At 49.7% G+C, this 20,718-nt stretch carries 19 protein-coding genes and 2 pseudogenes; 16 read left to right on the forward strand and 5 right to left on the reverse strand.

Going from position 1 to position 20,718, the window contains the following annotated elements; all coding sequences use genetic code 11:
- The 9 genes from QMA35_RS11980 to QMA35_RS12020 all read left to right on the forward strand — a co-directional run.
- On the forward strand, positions 1-4,735 hold a 4,735-nt coding region (locus QMA35_RS11980), incomplete at its 5' end, for a 2-oxoacid:acceptor oxidoreductase family protein (protein WP_281647386.1).
- 95 nt (positions 4,736-4,830) lie between these two features.
- A complete protein-coding gene (rsxC, locus tag QMA35_RS11985; protein WP_281647387.1) occupies positions 4,831-6,213 on the forward strand; it encodes an electron transport complex subunit RsxC in 1,383 nt (460 codons plus the stop codon).
- Positions 6,214-6,233: 20 nt separating this feature from the next.
- On the forward strand, positions 6,234-7,322 hold the full coding sequence (locus QMA35_RS11990) for an RnfABCDGE type electron transport complex subunit D (RefSeq protein WP_281647388.1): 1,089 nt from the start codon (positions 6,234-6,236) through the stop codon (positions 7,320-7,322).
- Positions 7,319-8,056, forward strand: coding sequence for an FMN-binding protein (locus tag QMA35_RS11995; protein WP_281647389.1), 738 nt, complete (start codon positions 7,319-7,321; stop codon positions 8,054-8,056). The genes QMA35_RS11990 and QMA35_RS11995 overlap by 4 nt, the downstream gene beginning before the upstream one ends.
- Positions 8,053-8,718 carry an electron transport complex subunit E gene (locus QMA35_RS12000; protein WP_281647390.1) on the forward strand — a complete coding sequence of 222 codons (666 nt, stop codon included), beginning with the start codon at positions 8,053-8,055 and terminating at the stop codon, positions 8,716-8,718. The genes QMA35_RS11995 and QMA35_RS12000 overlap by 4 nt, the downstream gene beginning before the upstream one ends.
- Positions 8,718-9,293 carry an RnfABCDGE type electron transport complex subunit A gene (locus QMA35_RS12005; protein ID WP_281647391.1) on the forward strand — a complete coding sequence of 192 codons (576 nt, stop codon included), beginning with the start codon at positions 8,718-8,720 and terminating at the stop codon, positions 9,291-9,293. The genes QMA35_RS12000 and QMA35_RS12005 overlap by 1 nt, the downstream gene beginning before the upstream one ends.
- Before the next feature lie 14 nt (positions 9,294-9,307).
- Complete coding sequence (locus tag QMA35_RS12010; RefSeq protein WP_281647392.1) at positions 9,308-9,496, forward strand: hypothetical protein; 189 nt, start codon at positions 9,308-9,310, stop codon at positions 9,494-9,496.
- Positions 9,497-9,848: 352 nt separating this feature from the next.
- On the forward strand, positions 9,849-10,883 hold the full coding sequence (locus tag QMA35_RS12015) for a TAXI family TRAP transporter solute-binding subunit (protein ID WP_281647393.1): 1,035 nt from the start codon (positions 9,849-9,851) through the stop codon (positions 10,881-10,883).
- Positions 10,884-10,984: 101 nt separating this feature from the next.
- The gene (locus tag QMA35_RS12020; RefSeq protein ID WP_281647394.1) at positions 10,985-13,129 is read left to right on the forward strand and encodes a TRAP transporter permease; all 2,145 of its coding nucleotides are present in this window, start codon (positions 10,985-10,987) and stop codon (positions 13,127-13,129) included.
- A gap of 202 nt (positions 13,130-13,331) precedes the next feature.
- On the opposite strand, the gene QMA35_RS12025 is transcribed toward QMA35_RS12020, so the two are convergent.
- Positions 13,332-13,703 carry a hypothetical protein gene (locus QMA35_RS12025; RefSeq protein WP_281647395.1) on the reverse strand — a complete coding sequence of 124 codons (372 nt, stop codon included), beginning with the start codon at positions 13,701-13,703 and terminating at the stop codon, positions 13,332-13,334.
- Positions 13,704-13,993: 290 nt separating this feature from the next.
- Here QMA35_RS12025 and QMA35_RS12030 point away from each other — a divergent pair.
- The 3 genes and pseudogenes from QMA35_RS12030 to QMA35_RS12040 form a co-directional block, all read left to right on the forward strand.
- Positions 13,994-14,220, forward strand: a pseudogene (locus tag QMA35_RS12030) (transposase); the annotation flags it as partial.
- Positions 14,217-14,656: pseudogene (fliI, locus tag QMA35_RS12035) on the forward strand (flagellum-specific ATP synthase FliI); the annotation flags it as partial. The pseudogenes QMA35_RS12030 and fliI, both read left to right, overlap by 4 nt.
- Before the next feature lie 31 nt (positions 14,657-14,687).
- Positions 14,688-14,906, forward strand: coding sequence for a flagellar FliJ family protein (locus QMA35_RS12040; protein WP_281647396.1), 219 nt, complete (start codon positions 14,688-14,690; stop codon positions 14,904-14,906).
- On the opposite strand, the gene QMA35_RS12045 is transcribed toward QMA35_RS12040, so the two are convergent.
- Both QMA35_RS12045 and QMA35_RS12050 read right to left on the reverse strand, forming a co-directional pair.
- Entirely contained in the window at positions 14,881-15,339 is a 459-nt protein-coding gene (locus tag QMA35_RS12045; protein ID WP_281647397.1) for a DUF2062 domain-containing protein, read from the reverse strand. The genes QMA35_RS12040 and QMA35_RS12045 overlap by 26 nt on opposite strands.
- Before the next feature lie 24 nt (positions 15,340-15,363).
- Positions 15,364-15,852: a YacL family protein gene (locus QMA35_RS12050; RefSeq protein WP_348650941.1), complete on the reverse strand. Its 489-nt coding sequence runs from the start codon at positions 15,850-15,852 to the stop codon at positions 15,364-15,366.
- Positions 15,853-15,863: 11 nt separating this feature from the next.
- On the opposite strand from QMA35_RS12050, the gene QMA35_RS12055 reads away from it, so the two are divergent.
- Entirely contained in the window at positions 15,864-16,520 is a 657-nt protein-coding gene (locus QMA35_RS12055) for a transglutaminase family protein (protein ID WP_281647399.1), read from the forward strand.
- A gap of 25 nt (positions 16,521-16,545) precedes the next feature.
- On the opposite strand, the gene QMA35_RS12060 is transcribed toward QMA35_RS12055, so the two are convergent.
- Positions 16,546-17,439, reverse strand: coding sequence for a pseudouridine synthase (locus tag QMA35_RS12060; RefSeq protein WP_281647400.1), 894 nt, complete (start codon positions 17,437-17,439; stop codon positions 16,546-16,548).
- 74 nt (positions 17,440-17,513) lie between these two features.
- Between QMA35_RS12060 and QMA35_RS12065 the strand changes: the two genes are divergently transcribed.
- The gene (locus tag QMA35_RS12065) at positions 17,514-18,638 is read left to right on the forward strand and encodes an SMP-30/gluconolactonase/LRE family protein (RefSeq protein ID WP_281647401.1); all 1,125 of its coding nucleotides are present in this window, start codon (positions 17,514-17,516) and stop codon (positions 18,636-18,638) included.
- On the opposite strand, the gene purT is transcribed toward QMA35_RS12065, so the two are convergent.
- A complete protein-coding gene (gene purT, locus QMA35_RS12070; protein ID WP_281647402.1) occupies positions 18,628-19,803 on the reverse strand; it encodes a formate-dependent phosphoribosylglycinamide formyltransferase in 1,176 nt (391 codons plus the stop codon). The genes QMA35_RS12065 and purT overlap by 11 nt on opposite strands.
- A gap of 147 nt (positions 19,804-19,950) precedes the next feature.
- Between purT and QMA35_RS12075 the strand changes: the two genes are divergently transcribed.
- The gene (locus tag QMA35_RS12075; protein WP_281647403.1) at positions 19,951-20,265 is read left to right on the forward strand and encodes a YbjQ family protein; all 315 of its coding nucleotides are present in this window, start codon (positions 19,951-19,953) and stop codon (positions 20,263-20,265) included.
- A gap of 3 nt (positions 20,266-20,268) precedes the next feature.
- Positions 20,269-20,718, forward strand: a complete 450-nt coding sequence (locus QMA35_RS12080) for a YbjQ family protein (RefSeq protein ID WP_281647404.1) — start codon at positions 20,269-20,271, stop codon at positions 20,716-20,718.

A 20,718-nucleotide genomic window follows, 5' to 3' on the forward strand; every position in this document is an offset into this window, starting at 1 on the left:
TGTTGGTGGTCGTCCACTGATTTTTGTAGAGCCTGAATCCGAACACGCCGCTGCTGCTGTAACTGCAGGTATGGCCATGAGTGGTCTGCGTGCCACTAACTTCTCTTCCGCCCAGGGCATCGCGTACATGCATGAATCCCTGTACGCGGCGGTTGGTAAACGTCTGCCTTACGTTTTGAACGTAGGCGCACGTGCCATGACCAAGTCTACCCTGAACGTTCACTGCTCCCACGATGATTACCACTGTGTGGATGACACGGGTTTCTTCCAGTTGTTCGGTGCTACCGCGCAGGAAGCTGCTGACCTGAACCTGATTGGTCGTAAGATTGCAGAACAGTCCCTGACGCCAGCCATCGTTGCCCAGGATGGCTTCCTGACCACTCACCTGATCGAGCCCGTACAGGTTCCTGAGCGTGAACTGGTTGAAGAATTTTGTGGCCGTCCAGACGACATCATCGACTGCCCGACTCCAGCCCAGAAGATGATCTACGGACCTAAGCGCCGTCGTGTACCTGAACTGTGGGATGTGGATAACCCTATCGTTGCCGGTCCTGTACAGAACCAGGACGCGTACATGCAGTCTGTTGCTGCCCAGCGCCCTTACTTCTTTGAACACATTCGTGACATTACCGATCAGTGCATGGAAGAGTACTTCCAACTGACCGGTCGTAAGTACGATCGTGTTGCCTGCTACAAGATGGACGACGCTGACTACGTGATTGTGGGGCAGGGTTCCATGCCTCTGCAGGCGAATGCTGTTGCTGATTACCTGCGCGAAACCCGCGGTTTGAAGGTTGGTGTTGTTAACCTGACTATGTTCCGTCCGTTCCCTGGCGATATGCTGGGTAAAGTACTGAAAGGCCGTAAGGGCGTTTGTGTACTGGAACGTACCGACCAGCCGCTGGCAGAAGATCTGCCTATTATTCGTGAAGTGCGCGCGGTGCTGACCAAGTGCATGGAAAACAGCATGGTGGCACAGGGTGCCGAGAAGCCATACCCACTGTACGACAGCTTCAAACAAGATGAATCTCCTCGTCTGTACTCCGGTTGCTATGGCTTGGGTTCCCGTGACTTCCAGCCAGAAGGCGTGATTGCTGCCATTGAAAACATGCTGGAAGGTGGTGCTCAGAAGCCATTCTTCTACCTCGGTATAGACTTCGTACGTGACGAAGCTGCTAACCCGAAAGACGAAATCCGTCGTCAGGAAATCCTGGACGGTTACCCACAGGTTCAGAGCATGAGCCTGAAAGGTTCCGAGAACCCTAACCTGTTACCAGAAGGTTCCATCACCGTCCGTATGCACTCCATCGGCGGTTGGGGCATGATCACTACGGGTAAGAACCTTTCCATGACCCTGTACGATCTGTTGGGTTATGACATTCGCGCGAACCCTAAGTACGGTTCCGAAAAGAAAGGTATGCCAACCACTTACTACCTGTGTGCAGCGCCTGAGCCTATTCGCATCAACTGCGAATACAGCCACGTTGACGTAGTAATGTCCCCTGATGCGAAAGTGTTCCTGCACTCCAACCCTCTGCAGGGCCTGAAGGAAGGCGGTACCTTCATCATCCAGAGTGAAGAGACTGAAGCCGACAAGGTTTGGGGTCTGATTCCTCGTCGTTTCCAACAGGAAATTGTCGATCGCAACATCCGCGTATTCTTTATCGATGGCTTTAAGATTGCCCGTGAAGAAGCGTCTAATGCTGAACTGCAGTTCCGTATGCAGGGCAACGTGTTCCAGGGTTCTTTCTTCGCTGCTTCTCCATTGATGGAAAAGGCCGGCCTGGACGAGAAAGGCCTGTTTAGCGCGATCGAAGGTCAGCTGCGGGCCAAGTTTGGCCACAAAGGTGATCGCATCGTTACCGACAACATCCGTGTAGTGCGTCGTGGTTTCGATGAAGTGAAAGAGATCACCGAGAAAGTGGTCGGCGTTCACGCTGAACAGGTGCGTAAGGAAGAGAAACTGCCCATCATGCTGAGCCGCGCACCTGCGTCCAGCAACCCTCAGACTGATATCCACGACTTCTGGGATAAGGCCGGTTCTTTCTACGCGAAGGGGCAGGGTAACGACAATCCAGCTGATCCCAACATGTCCATGTCCCTGATGCCTGCGGGCACCGGTGTGTACCGTGACATGACCCAGATTCGTTTCGAATACCCACAGTACATTCCTGAGAAGTGTACTGCCTGTGGCGACTGCTACACCGTTTGTCCTGACAGTGCACTGCCTGGTCTGGCCAACACTCTGGAAGAAGTCTTCAAAACCGCTGTTGACCGTATTGAAACCAAGGGCAACCCGACTCTGCATCTGCGTCGTGAAACCCGTGCTCTCGAGAAGCGTGTTCGTGCACTGGTAGATCAACAGGGTGAAGCAGCAAACGTTGCCCGCCTGATCGATCAGGCTGTTCTGGAACGTCTGGCTGATGAGAAAGACGAGAAGAAGAAAACTGGTCTGGAAAAAGAGTTCGCTCTGCTGTTGGACGTGACCGGTGACTTTGGCTTCGCTATCACCAAGCCTTACTACACCAACATGGAGAAGAAGCAGAAAGGCTCCGGCGGTGTCTTCTCGATTACTCTGAACCCCATGACCTGTAAGGGTTGCATGGAGTGTGTGAGAGTTTGTAAGGATGGTGCTCTGGTAGCCACTCCCCAGACTGAAGACGACGTTGCCCGTATTCGTAAAAACTGGGAATTCTGGAACGATCTGCCGACCACTGGTCCTCAGTTCAGCCGCATCGATGATCTTGATGAGAAGGTCGGTGCTCTGGAAACCCTGCTGATGGACAAAGACAACTACATGGCCACTGTGTCTGGTGATGGTGCGTGCCTGGGTTGTGCAGAAAAAACGGTTATCCGTTTGTTCACAGGTACCGTCAGCGCCTTGATGCAGCCTCGCGTTAAGAAGCATCTGGCAGAAATCGATTCTCTGGTTGCCCAGCTGGAAACTCATGTACGTATGAAACTGGCCGGCGACGTTGATTTCTCCGACACCTCCGCTGTTGCCAAAGCGATCGAAGAGCACAAAGGCCATGACCTGACCCTGTCCGGTTTGACCCAAAGCATGGGCCAGAACTCGGACAAGCCTATCGACGCCAAATGGCTACGTTGGGTGACTCAGCTGATGGAAAAACTGAAGCACCTCAAGTGGCTGTACACTGATGGTAATCACGGCACTGGTCGTGCGTTCATGGGTGCTACCAACGCGACTGGTTGTACGTCCGTATGGGGCGCTACCTACCCTTACAACCCTTATCCATTCCCATGGGCCAACCACCTGTTCCAGGATTGCACATCTCTGGCAATGGGTATCTTTGAAGGTCACATGGCCAAGATGGCCGACGGTTTCAAGCTACTGCGTCAGGCCAGGATCGAGCTGGAAGAAGGTTACGACTTCGCCAAATACGACGCCATGTTCACTCAGATGAACTGGAGAGACTTCACTGATGAAGAATTCCACCTGTGCCCACCAATCGTAGCGATCGGCGGTGACGGTGCGATGTACGACATTGGTTTCCAGAACATGTCCCGCCTGCTGGCCTCCGGTCACCCGCTGAAGGTTCTGGTTCTGGATACTCAGGTTTACTCCAACACCGGTGGTCAGGCGTGTACCTCTTCCTTCGTTGGTCAGGTTGCCGATATGTCTCCCTACGGCAAAGCCAAGCCCGGTAAGATTGAAGAGAAGCGGAAAGAGATCAGCCTGATTGGCCTGGCTCACCGTACCTCTTACATTCTGCAGAGCTCCATCTCTCACACCACTCACCTGCTGGAAGGCTTTATTGATGGTTTGAATGCGCGTCATCCTGCGCTGTTCAACATCTACTGTGTATGTCCTGCAGAACACGGTGTGGCTGATGACGTTGCCAAGACCCAGGCCAAGGTTGCGGTTGATTCCCGTGCTTACCCACTGTTCAGCTACAACCCAGCACACGGTGACAGCATCATCGAATGCTCCAGCCTGGAAGGTAACGCCGGTCTGGACAAGAAGTGGCTGGAACAGACCATCATCTATCAGGACGAACAAGGCAATGAACAAAAGATGGTTCTGCCTCTAACCTTTGCTGACTTCGCCATGACTGAAGCCCGCTTTGCCAAGCACTTCAAGGTTGCGCCGGTTGATACCTGGAATGATGACATGGTGCCAATGCACGAGTTCGTCGAAATGTCTGAAGAGGATCGTGAAGGTCTGTTCCCATACGTGATGGGTACTGACAAGAACAATCATCTCCAGCGTGTTTTGTGTGCTGCTCCAATGGTTCAGTCCACTGAAGAGCGTGTTCACTTCTGGAACCAGCTGCGCAGTATCACTGGTCAGGATACCGTTAACGCCGTTAAGGAAGCCGAAGCGAAAGCCCGTGCCGACTTTGCTGGCGCTGCGACTGCGGCTATCCAGAATCTGGCTGGCGGCAATGTTTCTGCAGCACCTGCTGCGAGCATCATTGCGACAGCGTCTTCTGATGCAGCTCCTGCTCCTGCAGCAGCCTCTGGCGATGCTTGCTGGATCGAGTCTAGTGAATGTACGGCTTGTGACGACTGCATCAATATTAACTCCAGCATCTTCGGCAAGAATGATTCTGATGGAACGGCATTTGTCCTGAACGCTCAGGCAGGTCCTTTCAAAGATATTGTGAAGGCTGCTGAGAAGTGCCCTGCAGGTTGTCTGCACCCCGGCGCGCCTGCGGATATGGGCGAGAAGGATGTGGAGAAGCTGATCAAGCGTGCTGAGAAGTTTCAATAATTGAACCGTAGGTTGGGCTGAGCTTGCGAAGCCCAACGTAATGTTGGGCTTCGTTTTAGTCGGCCCCAATCTGCATCTCAGCAAGGATTGTCTCTATGAAGAAATCTCAAAAAGGTTTTCTCCAGATGTTAGGTGCCAAGGGCGGTTTCCGGCACGGGATTCATCCTGAAGAAAATAAAGAACAGACTGAGCACAAGGCGATTCGCCGTATTCCTTTTCCAAAGGAAATGGTTTTGCCTCTGGCGCAGCATCGGGGAGCTCCGGCCAAACCTGTTGTTGTAAAAGGGCAGGATGTTGTGCGTGGTGAACTGGTTGCTGAAGCTGGTGGCTATGTGTCTGCTCCGATTCATGCGCCTGTCACTGGTACAGTCGCGGCTGTGGACAAGCTTGTTTCCATGCCAGATGGCACAAAAGGTACTGCGATTATTATCCGTACCTGGCCGTCTTCTTCCCAGGAAGTTTTGTACCGCAAAACAGTTGATACCGATGTTATGTCACCGGACGAACTGGTACAGGCGGTGCAGAGTGCAGGCGTTGTAGGTCTAGGCGGTGCAGCATTTCCTACGCACGTGAAAATGAAAGCGCCTCAGGGTAAGACAATTACCACGCTGGTGGGCAATGGCTGTGAGTGCGAACCTTTCCTGACCTGTGATCATCGCATCATGCTGGAGTACGCCGAGAATATGATTCGGGGCGCACGTCTGGCAATGAAAACGACAGGTGCGACCCGTACGATCATTGGTGTTGAAGATAACAAAATGGATGCTGTTCAACGCATCCGTGAAGCTATCGCAGCATTTCCCGGTGATAACAGCGACATTACCTGTGAAGCCGTTAAGACACAGTACCCTCAGGGTGCCGAGAAAATGCTGATCAAGAGTCTGCTGGATCTTGAAGTGCCTTGTGGCGGTATTCCGGCGGATATCGGTTGTGCGGTGTTCAACGTGGGTACTCTCGCCCAGATTGGTGAACTGGTACCGGAAAGCCGTGGCTTGATTGAGCGTATCGTGACTGTCAGTGGCTCGGGTGTGAATAAACCGGGTAACTATCTGGTTCCTCTGGGAACACCGTTGCCTGAGCTGCTCAAGCATGCCGAAGCTATGGACGACCCGGGTATGGTGATTCTGGGTGGACCAATGATGGGTGGCGCTATTGCGACGACCGACATTGCCTGCACCAAAGGTATTACCGGTGTTCTGGTATTTCCGCCAGAGTCTCTGCCATCTCCTGATGAGAGCGAAGAGATGCCCTGCATCGGCTGTCGTGCCTGTGTAGAAGCCTGCCCGATGTTGCTGAACCCAAGTACTCTCGGCCGACTGGCACAGAATGATCGCTACGAAGATATGGCTGACAAGTTTCACATGTGGGACTGTTTTGAGTGCGGTTGCTGCGCGAATGTCTGCCCCTCCAATATTCCTCTGACCCAGCTGATCCGTGTCGCCAAGGGCGCCCATCGTCAGCGTAATCAGCCGGCTTAGACGAGTGAGGAATTAATTAAATGTCTGGACATACGGACTTTCATAAAAGCATCTCCATGAAAATCCGGACCTCTCCGCATCTGAAAAAGACGCTGACGGTTCGGCAGATCATGGCCAGTGTAGTGATGGCTCTGTTGCCTGTCTGCGTCTGGTCTATCTGGCTGTTTGGTCTCAGTGCTCTGGTGCTGTTGATCACTACAACTCTGTCGTGTATGGCGACAGAAGCTCTGTTCAACCGTTTAGCTGGCAAACCAGCTATGGCTCGTGAAAGTAGCGTTGTGATCACTGGCTTGCTGCTGGGTCTGACTCTTCCACCAGGTTTTGCTTTGTGGATGGCGGCGCTGGCTGGTTTTGTGGCTATCGCACTGGGTAAGGTGTTGTTTGGCGGTTTGGGTCAGAATCCGTTCAACCCTGCATTGGTTGGTCGTGCATTTGCACAGGCGGCATTCCCGGTTTCCATTACCACCTGGACACCTGCTTTCCTGCCTGAGCGTTTCACTTCCTTTATACCATCTTCTCTGGCGTTTCCGTTTATGACGCCTGCAGATGCTTCTGGCTGGATTCAAAATCAGGTAGACGGCTGGAGTGGTGCAACTCCCTTGAAGATGATTGGCGGTGGTGGCGATTTCGCCAGTGCTACCGACCTGATGTTTGGCACAGTCAGCGGTTCTTCCGGCGAAACAGCCGGGCTGCTGATTCTGCTGTGCGGCGCATGGCTGGTCTACAAAGGCGTAATGGGCTGGAAGATTCCGGTGGCCGTTATGCTGGGCACTGTTGCGACCAGTCTGCCGTTCTGGTTGATGGATGCCAGTGTTTATCCTTCTCCTCTGTTTATGCTGTTCTCTGGTGGCCTGATGCTGGCGGCCGTGTTTATGGCAACAGATATGGTGGGCACGCCACTGACTGAAAAGGGTGTGTGGGTCTTTGGCCTGATGATTGGTTTCCTGACGGTGATTATTCGTCTGTTCGGCAGCTTGCCAGAGGGGGCGATGTACGCAGTTCTGATCGCCAATGCCTGCGCGCCGTTGATCGATACCTTTACCCAGGAAAAGCCATTCGGTTATCGCAAGCCTGAAAAAGCTCTTAACAAAGGAGGGAAGGGAGCATGAGTGAATCCATTCCCGTAGTGAATGTTGATGAGGAGCAGGTTCTTTCTCCTGACGTCACAGTTCCTGCGCCTCCCAGCTTTGCCATGTTCCGTACACTGGCAGTCATCGCCATGTTGTCCGGTCTGTTCGTGGTTCTGGTTGTGCAGTGGGCGGCTCCGTACATTGCTGCAAACAAAAAGGCGGCAACAGAAGCTGCGGTCTTTAATGTTGTGCCGGGTGCATCAGCAAGTCAAACGTTCACCTTTGAAGGTGGCGAGCTGGCCGTAGCACCGGAAGGTGCTACTGGTTCGCTGGTTTATGGTGGATACGATGGTCAGGGCAAACTGGTGGGTGTTGCCATTCCCGGCGTTGCCACTGGTTACGCTGGTCCGGTGTACGTGATGTTTGGTTACAGCCCGGAGAAAGAAGCGGTTATTAAGTATCAGATTCTCACCATGACTGAGACTCCCGGTCTGGGTGACAAGGTTGTGACCGATGAGAACTTTCTCGCCAACTTCGATCATCTGGTAGCCAAGCTGAACGACGCTGGTACTGCATTGGCCCATGCCATTGTCACTGTACCTAACAAGAGCAAGCAGCACCCTTGGGAGATCGACGCCATCAGTGGTGCAACCATTACTTCCAAGGCTGTTGGTAATGCCATTAACAGTGCGGCTCAGCAGATGGTTCCGGTTATCAACCGTCAGCTCGCTTTTATCAAGAAAGTTGGCATTGAAACGGAGGGCGCCAAATGAGCAAGCCCGGTGAATACGAAAACATAAGTGCGGATACGTTTCTGCGCGGACTCTGGGAAGAGAACCCGGTCTTCGTTATGTTGCTGGGTATGTGCCCGGCACTGGCAGTGACCAACTCGGCGATCAACGCCATTAGCATGGGTCTGGCCACCACCTTTGTACTGGTGATGTCCAGCTCGCTGATATCTATCTTCCGGAACTTTATTCCCAAGCAGGTGCGGATTGTTGCTTACATTGTGATTATTGCGACGTTCGTCACCATTGTGGATTACTTGATTCAGGCGATCAGTCTTGATCTGTATAACGCCCTGGGTGCGTTTATCCAGTTAATTGTTGCGAACTGCGTAATCCTTGGTCGTGCGGAATCCTACGCTTCCCGTCAGAAATTGGGTGCAACTGTGGTGAACAGTTTTGGTTCCGGTATCGGCTTTACCCTGGCTCTGCTGAGCATGGGGGCAGTACGTGAAATTCTTGGTGCTGGAGCACTGTTTGGCGTAAGCATTATGCCTGCTGGCTTTGAGCCTTGGGTTGTAATGGTTTTGCCCCCAGGTGGATTCTTCGTTCTGGGTTGCTGGCTGATTCTGTTTGCCTGGGATAAGAAGCGCAAGCAAGAAAAGATTGGAGCCGCCAGCGGTGGTTGCAGTGTAGGAGGGCATGCCTGATGAACGACAGTCTCTTTACAATCTTCATGAATGCGGCAGTGGTCAGTAACTTTGTACTGGCCATGTTCCTCGGTATCTGCCCGTTTTTGGGGGTATCCAATAAGGTGGATACATCCCTGAATATGGGTATGGCGACGACTTTTGTTATGCTGGTGAGCTCGGCTGCGGCTTATGCCATTAACCTGATTCTGGGTGAGTTGGGCATCGAGTTCCTTCGCTTGATCTGCTACATCGCAGTGATTGCATCCTCTGTGCAGTTAGTAGAAATGGTGGTGAAGAAATTCAGCCCGGCCTTGTTCCAGGCTTTGGGTATATTCCTGCCGCTGATTACTACGAACTGTGCGATTCTTGGCCTGACTCTGTTCCAGACTTCCCGTGAGTATAACTTTGTCCAGAGTCTGGTATTTGCTCTGGGTGCCGGTGCCGGCTTCACTCTGGCATTGCTGTTAATGGCAGGTATTCGTGAGAAGCTGGAACTGGCCAAAACGCCTGACATTGCACAGGGGGCGGCTATGACTCTCATGATTGGCGGCGTACTGTCTCTTGCGTTTATGGGCTTTGCTGGTTTGGCATAGTCAGAGGAATCTCTATGATTGAGACATACCTTGTCGTTGTTGCCGTGATCTTTCTGGCTTCGGCCGGGTGGATCACCGTTCAGCACCTTTATCGCAGGTTTGCACAGATCAACCCCCAGTGCGGCCCATTTCGGGACGATGGCGGGAATAGCATGTGTAAGTGTTGTGAGTCCAAGCAGTACTGTGTCACGAAGATGACCTAATAAAAAAGCCAGCTCTAAGCTGGTTTTTTTATTGTCGAGTTCCTCAAATACTCAGAAATCATTTCCCGGTATTGACTCTGTCTAAACAACTCTTTAACAGAGGTAGTAGTGACTATTGCCATGGTTATAATTCTTAAGCGAATACACTCTGTCACCCCTTCCGTTTTTACCGAAAATGTTCATACCTGAAATATTTGGTATTACGGGTTAGGGGTGCATTGCACGATTTAGCATTTGTTTTCGCACCAAAAGAAAGCCCTTTTTAGTGGTCTTCTTTATGTGTGGTGTTTAGAAAAATTATCTGACAATATGAAAACCGCCGTTATCAATAAAAATAAAAAGGTGGCTTTCCATGGCTTATCCCAAAAGGACGAGGCGTAGTTTTGTAAAAGGGTTAACCGTTGCCCTCACCACACTGACACTTGGTATTGGTTCCGCTGTTCAGGCCAAAGATAATCGTGACTATATTCTGGCAACAGCTTCTACCGGTGGAACTTACTATCCCGTAGGTGTTGCGCTGGCAACTCTCAGCAAAATTAAGCTTCAGCCCAAACATAAAGTATCAGTGTCGGCTATCAGTTCCGCTGGCTCTGGCGAAAATGTGAAACTCCTCCGTGAGAATGAAGCGCAGTTCGCCATTCTTCAGGGGCTTTATGGTGCCTGGGCCTGGGGTGGTGAAGGCCGGTTAGCCAGTCAGGGTAAGCAGGATAAGCTCCGTTCTGTCACCATGCTTTGGCAAAATGTTGAGCACTTTGTGATTGAAAGTGATCTTGTGGAAACCGGGACTGTGGCAGACCTTGCCAAGCTCGATGGTAGAAAGTTCTCTATTGGTAAGCGTAACTCCGGCACCGAAGGGTCTGGCCGTCATATCTTGGGCGGTTTGGGTATCAATCCTGAGAAGTTTGATCTGGCTTATCTTGGATATGGCCCCAGTGCGGATGCATTACAAAACGGTTCCATTGAAGGGATGAATATTCCGGCCGGTGCGCCAGTAAGTGCGATTACCCGTGCTTATGCATCTCTGGGTAAAAAAATGACTGTGCTGGACTTCACTCCAGAGCAGTTGACTAAAGCTAATAACGGCTACAAGCTGTGGACACCCTATACTATTCCTGCCAACACCTATCCTGGCCAGGATAAACCTATCAACACCATTGCTCAGCCAAACTTTCTGGCGGTACGCGATGATCTGCCGGAAGAAGATGTTTATCTGTTGGTGAAGAGTGTTTATGAAAACCTGCCGTTTCTGAATGGTATTCACAAAGCCACTAAAGCTATGGCGTTAGAGAAGGCGATAGCTGGTTTGCCTGTACCTCTGCATGCTGGAGCTGCGAAATACTTTGCAGAACAGGGAATTATCATTCCTGGTCACCTGCAGCCTCGTTGATACATGTATTCATGTTGGGTTACGACGCTGCGCGTCTAACCCAACCTGCTTCTTGCCGCGATACGATTAAATAATAAATCTCAGAAGGCCGGGGACGGTGTATGTCTGGTCACACGCCAAATGTTCAGCAGGCAGAATTACAAAAACAGCTTGCAGCCTTTGAACAAACTCAAAGAGAAGAATCTTCACTGGCCGGACGTTTTATCTATTGGTTCGGTATCGCTTTCGCTCTACTGCATATCTGGTTTAACACACTGGGAACAATGTCAGAGCTTTGGGTGTCTGCCATCCACTTTGGTGGCTTTGCTCTCATCTGTGCGTTAATGGTTCCCGCCGTTTCTAATAAAGCTGAAAATAAATGGTTACTCAGTACCGACTTCTTGCTGGGTGGCCTTGCTTTATCCTCTGCAGCCTACCTTATCTTCTTTGAAACAGCCCTGTTTGATCGGGGGCAGACATTCATTACCAGCGACTGGATTTTCTCTTTTATTGCTATCGCCATTGTTCTGGAGCTGACTCGCCGAACAGCCGGTTGGTTTATCCCAGCCATGATTCTAGTGGCACTCACTTACGTGTTCTGGTGGGGCAAGCATATTGGTGGAGTGTTTCAGTTTCCCGGTTTGAGTCTGGAAACAGTGATGTTTCGCAGCTACTTCAGCACAGAGGGAATGTTCGGGCCGATTGCCCGGATCAGCTGGAGTTATGTGTTCATGTTTATACTGTTCGGCGCTTTTCTTGTTAAGTCCGGCGCGGGGGATTTTATTATTGATCTTTCCCGGGCTGTGGCAGGGCGGTTTGTTGGTGGGCCAGGTTTTGTCGCGGTATTTGGTTCCGGGTTGATGGGTTCTGTTTCTGGCTCATCGGTTGCTAACACTGTGTCCACTGGTGTGATTACTATCCCTTTGATGCGCAGAGCAGGGTTTCCGGCGAAGTTTTCAGCGGGAGTGGAAGCAGCAGCGTCTACTGGCGGGCAGCTTATGCCTCCGGTCATGGGAGCGGGCGCATTTATTATGGCGACTTTTACCCAGATCTCTTATGTAGAAATTATTACCTGGGCAGCTTTGCCTGCATTGTTGTATTTCCTCTCTGTTGCGTTTTTTGTGCGTATTGAAGCTCAGCGAAGTCATGCTCACGTGGTGGAAACAGATACAGAGCCCGCTCTTTCCGTTTTGAAGAAAGGTTGGCATTACCTTTTGCCCCTGGGTTTTCTGGTCGCTTTGCTAGTGACAGGTTTCACACCTACCTATGCGGCAGGTTTTTCTATTCTCGCTGTTATCGCAGCCTCCTGGTTTGGCAAACATAAAATGGGCATTCGAGAAGTCTTGGATGCTCTGGCAGATGGTTCCCGAAATATGGCCAAAACTGCCATGCTGCTAATTGGTGTGGGGCTGGTGATTAATGTGATTTCGTCGTCTGGTGTTGGTAATACCTTTTCTCTAATGGTGAGTGACTGGGCGAATGGCAGCTTGTTGATAACTATTGTGTTGGTGGCTCTGGCTTCATTGGTTTTGGGGATGGGGCTGCCTGTTACAGCGGCCTATATAGTTTTGGCTACCCTCTCAGCTCCGGCTATTTATCAGCTTATAGCGCAGACCGCGTTGATCGATATGATGGTTGATGGAACCTTGCCGGAGCAGGCGAAAGCATTTTTCCTGTTAGCTGACCCGGAAAAAGCTATGCAGTTGTCGTCTGGTTTAAACCGCCCTGATGCAATTGCTCTTCTTGAGCTGGTACCTGGTGATTTCAAGGCCACATTATTGGAGCAGGCTTTGGCTCCGGAAACGCTGACGATGATGTTGTTGGCAGCCCATATGATTATTTTCTGGTTAAGCCAGGACAGTAACGTTACCCCGCCAGTTTGCTTAACAGCTTTTGCTGCAGCGGCCATTGCTAAAACTCCACCGATGATCACAGGTTTGTACTCCTGGAAGATTGCCAAAGGTTTGTACATCGTGCCTCTGTTGTTTGCATATACACCTCTAATTGGTGGAGATTGGCAGGAAGTGTTGCAAGTATTCTTCTTCTCGGTATTTGGCATTTATGCCACTGTCGCCCTTCTGGAAGGATATCTGGAAAGCAGGTTAAACGTGTTTTCTCGTCTGCTGTGTGGCTTTGCAGGGGTTGGAATGCTCTGGCCTCACGGTTATATAGCGGTATCTCTGGTAAGCCTCGGAATATTTATCGGGATATTTCTTTATAGCCGCAGAAAACATGACACTGTGGTTATGGAAGTATCAGTATCCTGAATTCAATTTGATACAGATAACGCCTCAATCAGCCGTAGGCGGTCGGCTGGATTGACTTGTTGTGGTTGCTAAATGTTAGCTACTTGTTGAATATGCATTGACCTTAATATTTACACTGATAGTTCTAAAGGTTTTCTACGTGCTAATTGTTTTCGAGAGTTGAATGTTTAATTATTTTTCACTCTTTCATTTGTGATTTTAGCTATAAACTTTTATTTCCTTTTATATAAGAAAAAGGACTGCCAAGCTTTAATAAAATAACAGGGATAAATAAGTATATCACTTCAAGTAAGGCGCCTAAACCATCGCTTATATAAATAAAGCAAGTAATAGTGAATAAAGAATTGCCAATAAGTAGGTACAGAGCTGCTCTAAATGATTGAATAGAGAGCAACATCATTCCACTTATGAATAAGACTATTGCCCATGCTTCAATCCCCCAAAGTGGAATGCCTGCCTTAAGATATACAGAAATATCTTGAGGGTATAAGAAACCATATATCCCATATCCAAGCGAACCAATTAAGCTAAAAAATAAAAGTAAGGAGCTTACAATCAGTTTTTTTTTGTTCATTTCAGTTTGTAACCCCATCACTTTATTTCAGCATTATGGTGAAAAGATAAAAATACCAGCAAGTTTAAAATATGACTTTTGTCATTGCTAGAAAAACAACATAACAGTGTTAGACCAACAAACATTATTACTGCTGGTCGTGAGCTGAAAATTTATCTTCTGACCCCCAGTAGTTCCTGATGCAAACCTCAGGTGTGATTTCTGGCAGGTCGTTGCGCATTCGCCCTGGAATTGGCGGCATTATTGCCAGGCTCTGCAAAGTGGTTATACGACAGACGATATTGTCTACGGGCGATATGGAAAACCGCATTAAGGAACAACAGTGGCTTTTCTCCGATAGAACAAGCTGCCAGAAAGGGTGGGCGAACCCGTTCCGCTTACTGCTATCTGGAATGGCTTATGTCTTGTTGGAGTCTTTAAGGAGCGGCTACCTCAGACGCGCTGTGCCCAGATGACAACACTGCGCACACAACTTTTGAAAATTGGTGCCGTTGTTCTGCGTAACACCCGACGGATCAGGGAAAGAATGTTCTTCTGTTTATGGATTCCCTCACCCGTTATGCCCAAGCTCCGCGGGAAATTGCTCTAGCCATTGGCGAACCTCCTGCCACTAAAGGTTATCCACCCTCTGTATTCAGCCTGATCCCTCAGCAGGATCCTATCGCCGATGCTTCCCGGGCGATTCTTGATGGTCATATTGCTCTGTCACGAAATCTGGCGGTATCCGACCACTATCCGGCAATAGATATTGAAGCCTCCATCAGTCGGGTTATGCCCCAGATTACAACGCCAGTTCACCAGCAACAGGCAACAAATTCCGCAAACCCTGGTCTCAGCTCCGACAGAATAAAGATTTGCTCACCCTTGGCGCTTACCGCAAAGGCAGTAACCCAACTCTGGATGAAGCCATCCAGAACCAGCCTGCAATGGAAGCGCTTCCGCTGCAACCATAACCTCCCCCAAGGGGCTGTCAGCAATGGATTAATGCTCAACAGCACCCAGCAATTCCACGAGCAGGTTGCTATTCAGCACTCCCAGCAGCGTCGCAAAAACCAGCAACTCCGGGATAATAACCTTGAAGTGAGAAAAACCGAGCTGTTGATTGAACGTTATCAACAGGAAGAACTGCTCGCAGAAGGCCGGCGCGAACAGCGCAGGCAGGATGAAATGGCTGGCATCATGCTGCGTCGTCTGCAGGGATAAACAGTAATATCAGTTTGTGCAGCAGCCAGATAACCGGAACAGCCAACATTAGCCAGACCACACAAGCTCCACCCACAGCCAGACCATAAGTTTCCATAAAAACCAGTGGGTGCTGCCAGATCATCGAGCCAATCGTGGACGGATCGATGGAAACTGGCGTTAACCCCAGAAACGACTCCCCCAGTCGAATCAGCGGCACAAACAGCAGAAACTGCAGTGGATAACCGGCGTAGTTGGCAACCTGAATAGCGACCTGATTCAGCTCCATTCTTGCGGCAATCACAGCGCACAGCACCATAGTCACCCCAAAAACAGGGAAAGTGGCAATAACAAAACCTATCGCCAGAGTCATAGCCAAAGACTGGCGACTCAGTCCCTGTTTCATTAAAGCCTGAAGAGGTTCTACAACCCGTTTGGAAATCAGTGTTTTCAAGCGTGTCCGTACTCTGTTTATTGTCTAGCGAGAGCGAACAAAACGTTCCCACTCCTGCAACATATTGAGAAAATCATCCAACCCGCAGCTGGAGCGAGCCTCATCATCGTAAAAACCCAGACCTTCACACTGGTCTGCATCAATATCATCGGCCTCAAAATCAATCTGTGCATTACAGATTTCAGCCTCAGATCGAGTCAGGCGCAGATTATACTCCTGCCCATCCCGCAAATATTCCCAACGTTCACAATTTTGTAATTGGCTGATGGCTGAGTAGAGATCAGGCAATACAGCTTTACGACTTCCCACTTCCTCCAACAACCAGGCCGCGATTGCCTCATGGCCCATAGAAAAACTGGCGGCAAGTTCGCCTGTCACATCTCTTCTGAATTCAAATTCCAAAAACTTACGCCCTTCTAATGGAATAAAAGACCAACTACTGTGCGGTATTCGCGCCAATGAACACGAGTTTCCGCCTGATATACTCGCATACGAAAAACATAATAACCCCAAGGATCATCCCTATGCAGGAGTATCTGGCGCCAACGTCTTTCTTTGATTACGAACACCCGGCCGTACAGGCATGGGCTCACGGTGCAATTGGTCAGGAACGGGATCCCGTTCAACAGGCGATCAGATTATACAAGGCCACTCGGGACGGTATCCGCTATAACCCTTACGTTTTCCGCCCCGACCCGGCGACCCTGAGTGCCAGCTACTGTCTGGAAGCGGGGGAATCTTACTGTATCCCTAAAGCGGTATTACTCGGCGCAGCCTGCCGCTCTATCGGCATCCCTGCCAGATTAGGGTTGGCCGATGTAAAAAACCATATTTCCAGCCAACAGTTGATTGACCATCTGCGTAACGATGTTTTTGTTATGCACGGTTTTATTGAGTTGTATCTTGATGGCACATGGGTGAAAGCCACACCAGCATTTAATGCTGACCTTTGCGAAAAAATGGGCGTGGCACCGCTGGAATTTAATGGTCGTGAGGATTCTATTTTCCACGAATATGGCACCGATGGTTCACGCCATATGGAGTATCTGGCTGATCACGGCACCTTTGCGGATGTGCCCATGGACTTTATTGTGTCTTCTGTTGCCAAAGCTTATCCCCATCTGGTGAATGCCTATCTCGAAAAAATGAAGGGACACTCTCTGGAAGAAGATATTGCCTGACTGGAAGAAGATATTGCCTGAATAGTCACACCATCAATGTCCTGTCACTCTCGAAAAATCTCTTTTCGTGAGTGACAGGATCAACAAATTCCAGTTTGTGTGCCAACAGCTGTAGTGGTTTCTCAAAATTATCTGGAGATTTTGGCTGAAGCTCAGGATAAAGACGATCATTCATCAACGGATAACCGAGATTACTCATATGAAGTCGAAGCTGATGAGTTTTTCCCGTTAAAGGGGAGAGTTCAAACAATGCTTTGTCGCTGCTAACTGTCAGGCATCGAATCACTGAATGAGCGTTTTTCTCACCGGCTTCAGTTGTCATTCTGAACCAGGGATCACCCTCCACTATACGGTTTTCTATATTCCACTCCTGACCGACATAAGGCTTATTGTCTGCCAGGATTCGCCCTATAGCTTTGTAGGTTTTATGAATCAGTTTGTCGCCTGAAAACAGCTTGTGATAGCGATGACGAGTTTTTGGATTGACCGAAAACAAAACAATACCGGCTGTTTCCCGGTCAATACGATGCATAGGCGCAAGAGCCTCAATACCTGTGTACTTGCGCAGCCGGTTCAACAGGCATTCCTGCACATAAATACCCGCAGGTGTAACAGGAAGAAAGTGAGGCTTGCAGGCTACGAGTATCTCATCATTCTGAAAGATAATGGTCTCTTGAAATGGAATCTCAGGCTCCTGCTCCACTTCCCGATAATAGAACACACGCTTGTATGGTGCGTAGGCGTCAGTTTCAGTTACCGGAGTTTTATCATCCCAGTGAATCTTTCCCTCCGCGATACGTTGCCGCCAAATGCTCTCGTCTACTTTAGAGAACTGAGATATCAGAAACTCAAGAACGGTAGCGCAGTCCGTTCTTTCCGGTGGCATGGTGACTTTACAAGGGTGGAGAGATATTCCCATTCAAGCTCTCAGTACAATTTTCAGGTGAGGTGTGATTATACTGGGACAAAAATAAAAACCATCAGGTACAAACCATGAAGCTGTCCCCCTTAAGGCTCCCCCCCTTAAAGCTCCCCTTAAAGTTCTGCCGAATACTGCCAGCAGTGTGTGCAGCCATGCTGTTATCTTTACCCGTGAAATCTTTAGCGCTGAATTCTGTTCACTGGGCTCCCCCGAAAACTCCAGAGATGGTTGGCAAACTGTCACCAAATACAGTTCTATCTGGTATCACAACCATCGACACAACAGATTGCGTGGGCCCGGAAGATGTAGACAAAGACAGTCAAGGACGTATTTATGGTGGGTGTGATGACGGAAGAATTATCCGCTTTTTGAAAGATGGTACCAGAGAAGTTTTTGCCAATACCGGTGGCCGCCCACTAGGATTGCATTTTGACGCCCAAGATAATCTGATTGTTGCTGATTCCTGGAAAGGGTTGTTATCCATTAACCCAGGGGGGCAAATCAAAGTCCTGACAACAGAAGCTGAAGGCATTCCTTTTGCATTTACTGATGATCTGGATATTGCTTCTAACGGTACTATTTATTTTTCCGATGCCAGCAGCAAATACAACCAACCCGATTATATCCTCGATCTGCTCGAAGGCCGTCCTTATGGGCGCCTTCTGTCTTACTCTCCTACAACCGGTGACACTAAAGTACTGCTGAAGGATCTCTACTTCGCCAACGGGATAGCACTGTCGCAAAACGAAGACTTTGTTCTGGTTAATGAAACCTATCGCTATCAAGTAACCCGTTACTGGTTGAAAGATGGTCCGAATGGCGAAAAAGCCGGAACCTCAGATATTTTCATCGATAATCTTCCTGGTTTGCCTGATGGCATTTCTTCCAGCCGCGATGGAACCTTCTGGGTAGCAATGGCAACACCGAGAAAGAAGGTCGTCGACTGGGGTCACAAGTATCCATGGTTTAAAAACCTGGTTGCCAGCCTGCCTCGATTTATGTGGCCCGGACCCACTCACTATGGACTTGTGGTCGCGCTGAATGAACAGGGAAAGGTTACAGGCAGCCTGCACGACCCAAGTGGAGATACGGTGTCCGTGATTACATCCGTGCAACAGGTTGGAGATGAACTGCTGTTAGGCACCCTGACCAATCGTTTTATTGGCCGGATGCCCGTACCAACATTTACAAATTAACGTCCACAGATGCAGCAACTGTCTTGGCCCGTGAAACAGCGTCTTCTGTTGTTTCACCGGTAGCCAAAGCTACCCCTAAACGACGTCGGCCATTGATAGCAGGTTTAGCAAACAGTCTCAAGCTTGTGCCCGAAGCAACAAGTGCTGCATCCAGTTCATCAAAACCTATATTTTCACTATTCCCTTCAGGAAGAATAACTGCGGAAGCAGTAGGCCCATACTGGCGAATACCGGCAACAGGCAATCCCAGAAAAGCACGCACATGCAGCGCGAACTCAGAAAGGTCCTGCGAGGCAAGAGTGACCATTCCCGTGTCGTGCGGCCGCGGGGAAACTTCTGAAAACCAGACCTTATCACCCCTTACAAACAACTCTACGCCGTACAACCCAAATCCTTGCAGATTTTCCACAACAGTGCGGGCAACACGCTGTGCCTCTGCCAGAGCTGCATCCGTCATAATCTGGGGCTGCCAGGATTCCCGATAATCACCTTCTTCCTGCCGATGTCCGATGGGGGCACAGAAATGGATACCATCAATAGCATTAATAGTGAGTAAGGTGATTTCATAATCAAAGTCGATAAAACCTTCAACTATCACCCGACCACGGCCAGTACGGCCACCTTCCTGAGCATACTGCCAGGAATTATCGATATCAGCTTCCGTGCGAACAACGCTCTGCCCCTTGCCGGAAGAACTCATAACAGGTTTTACAACACAGGGCATACCAACAGCGGCAACAGCTTCTTTATATTCCTGTTCGTTGTCGGCAAAACAATAAGGGGAGGTTGGCAATCCAAGCTCCTCGGACGCAAGGCGGCGAATACCTTCTCGGTCCATAGTCAGCTGAGCGGCTCGTGCAGTAGGAACAACATGAAAACCTTCGGATTCCAGTTCCACCAGTTCACTGGTCGCAAGGGCTTCAATTTCAGGAATGATGTAATCCGGCTTTTCCTGCTCAATCACAGTTCTTAAGGCTGTTCCGTCGAGCATATCCACCACATGAGACCGGTGAGCAATATGCATAGCTGGCGCGTTGGCATAACGATCAACAGCAATCACCTCAACACCTAAGCGCTGCAGCTCGATAGCCACTTCTTTACCCAATTCTCCTGAACCCAGAAGCATGGCACGTGTGGCATTCTTGCTTAATGCAGTACCCAGCATATCTCTCCCCCCCACCTCATTAACAGTTTGTTGATCAGAACATGGTTATTTTGGATTGTTGGTTATGTTCTGAGAGCGGTTAAGCATATACACTTTTGTCCAAATCATCATAAACAGTAGCTGCAACAATAAAAACAGGAGTCAAAGGTGCTGATAACTAATATCGAAGTGGTACCTGGTAAAAGAATTGCTCAACACCTTGGAATGGTGCAGGGCAACACAGTACGTGCCAAACATGCAGGAAAAGACATTCTCGCAGGTTTGAAAAATATCGTTGGTGGCGAACTTAAAGGCTACACCGAGTTGCTCACCGAAGCCCGGGAAGAAGCTACCGAACGTATGGTAAAACAAGCGGAATCTATCGGCGCCAATGCCGTTATCAATGTGCGGTTTTCAACGTCATCCATTACTGCCGGAGCGGCTGAACTTTTTGCTTATGGAACAGCCGTGATTCTGGAGTAAGCCATGTATGATCTGATTATTTTTCTTACCCTGCTAACTCTGGGGTATGTATTTGGACGCATTGCCGAAAAGCGACATTTTAAGTCTATCATCAAGAGGGAAGAGCAGCTCCGGGATATTCTCACATTCAGCGAACGCCTGCCTGCACCAGGATTTTCTTCGGCACGCAGCGAACTGGTTAGCGGTAATGTGGTTATTTCTATCGATTACTTCAAGCGTATCGCAGCAGGATTACGCAGCCTGATTGGTGGCCGTGTAACAGCCTATGAGACCTTAATTGAACGCGCTCGCCGGGAGGCGATTCTTCGCATGAAGGAAGATGCCCGACGAATGGGTGCCAGCCAGATTATCAACGTAAAGCTGGAAACCGCGTCTATCACCAAAGGTTCCAAAGACCAGACAGGGTGTGTTGAAGTTTATGCCTACGGCACAGCTCTGATTCAGGCGCCCTGA

The sequence above is a fragment of the Parendozoicomonas sp. Alg238-R29 genome, from assembly GCF_947331445.1.
GTDB lineage: Bacteria > Pseudomonadota > Gammaproteobacteria > Pseudomonadales > Endozoicomonadaceae > Sansalvadorimonas.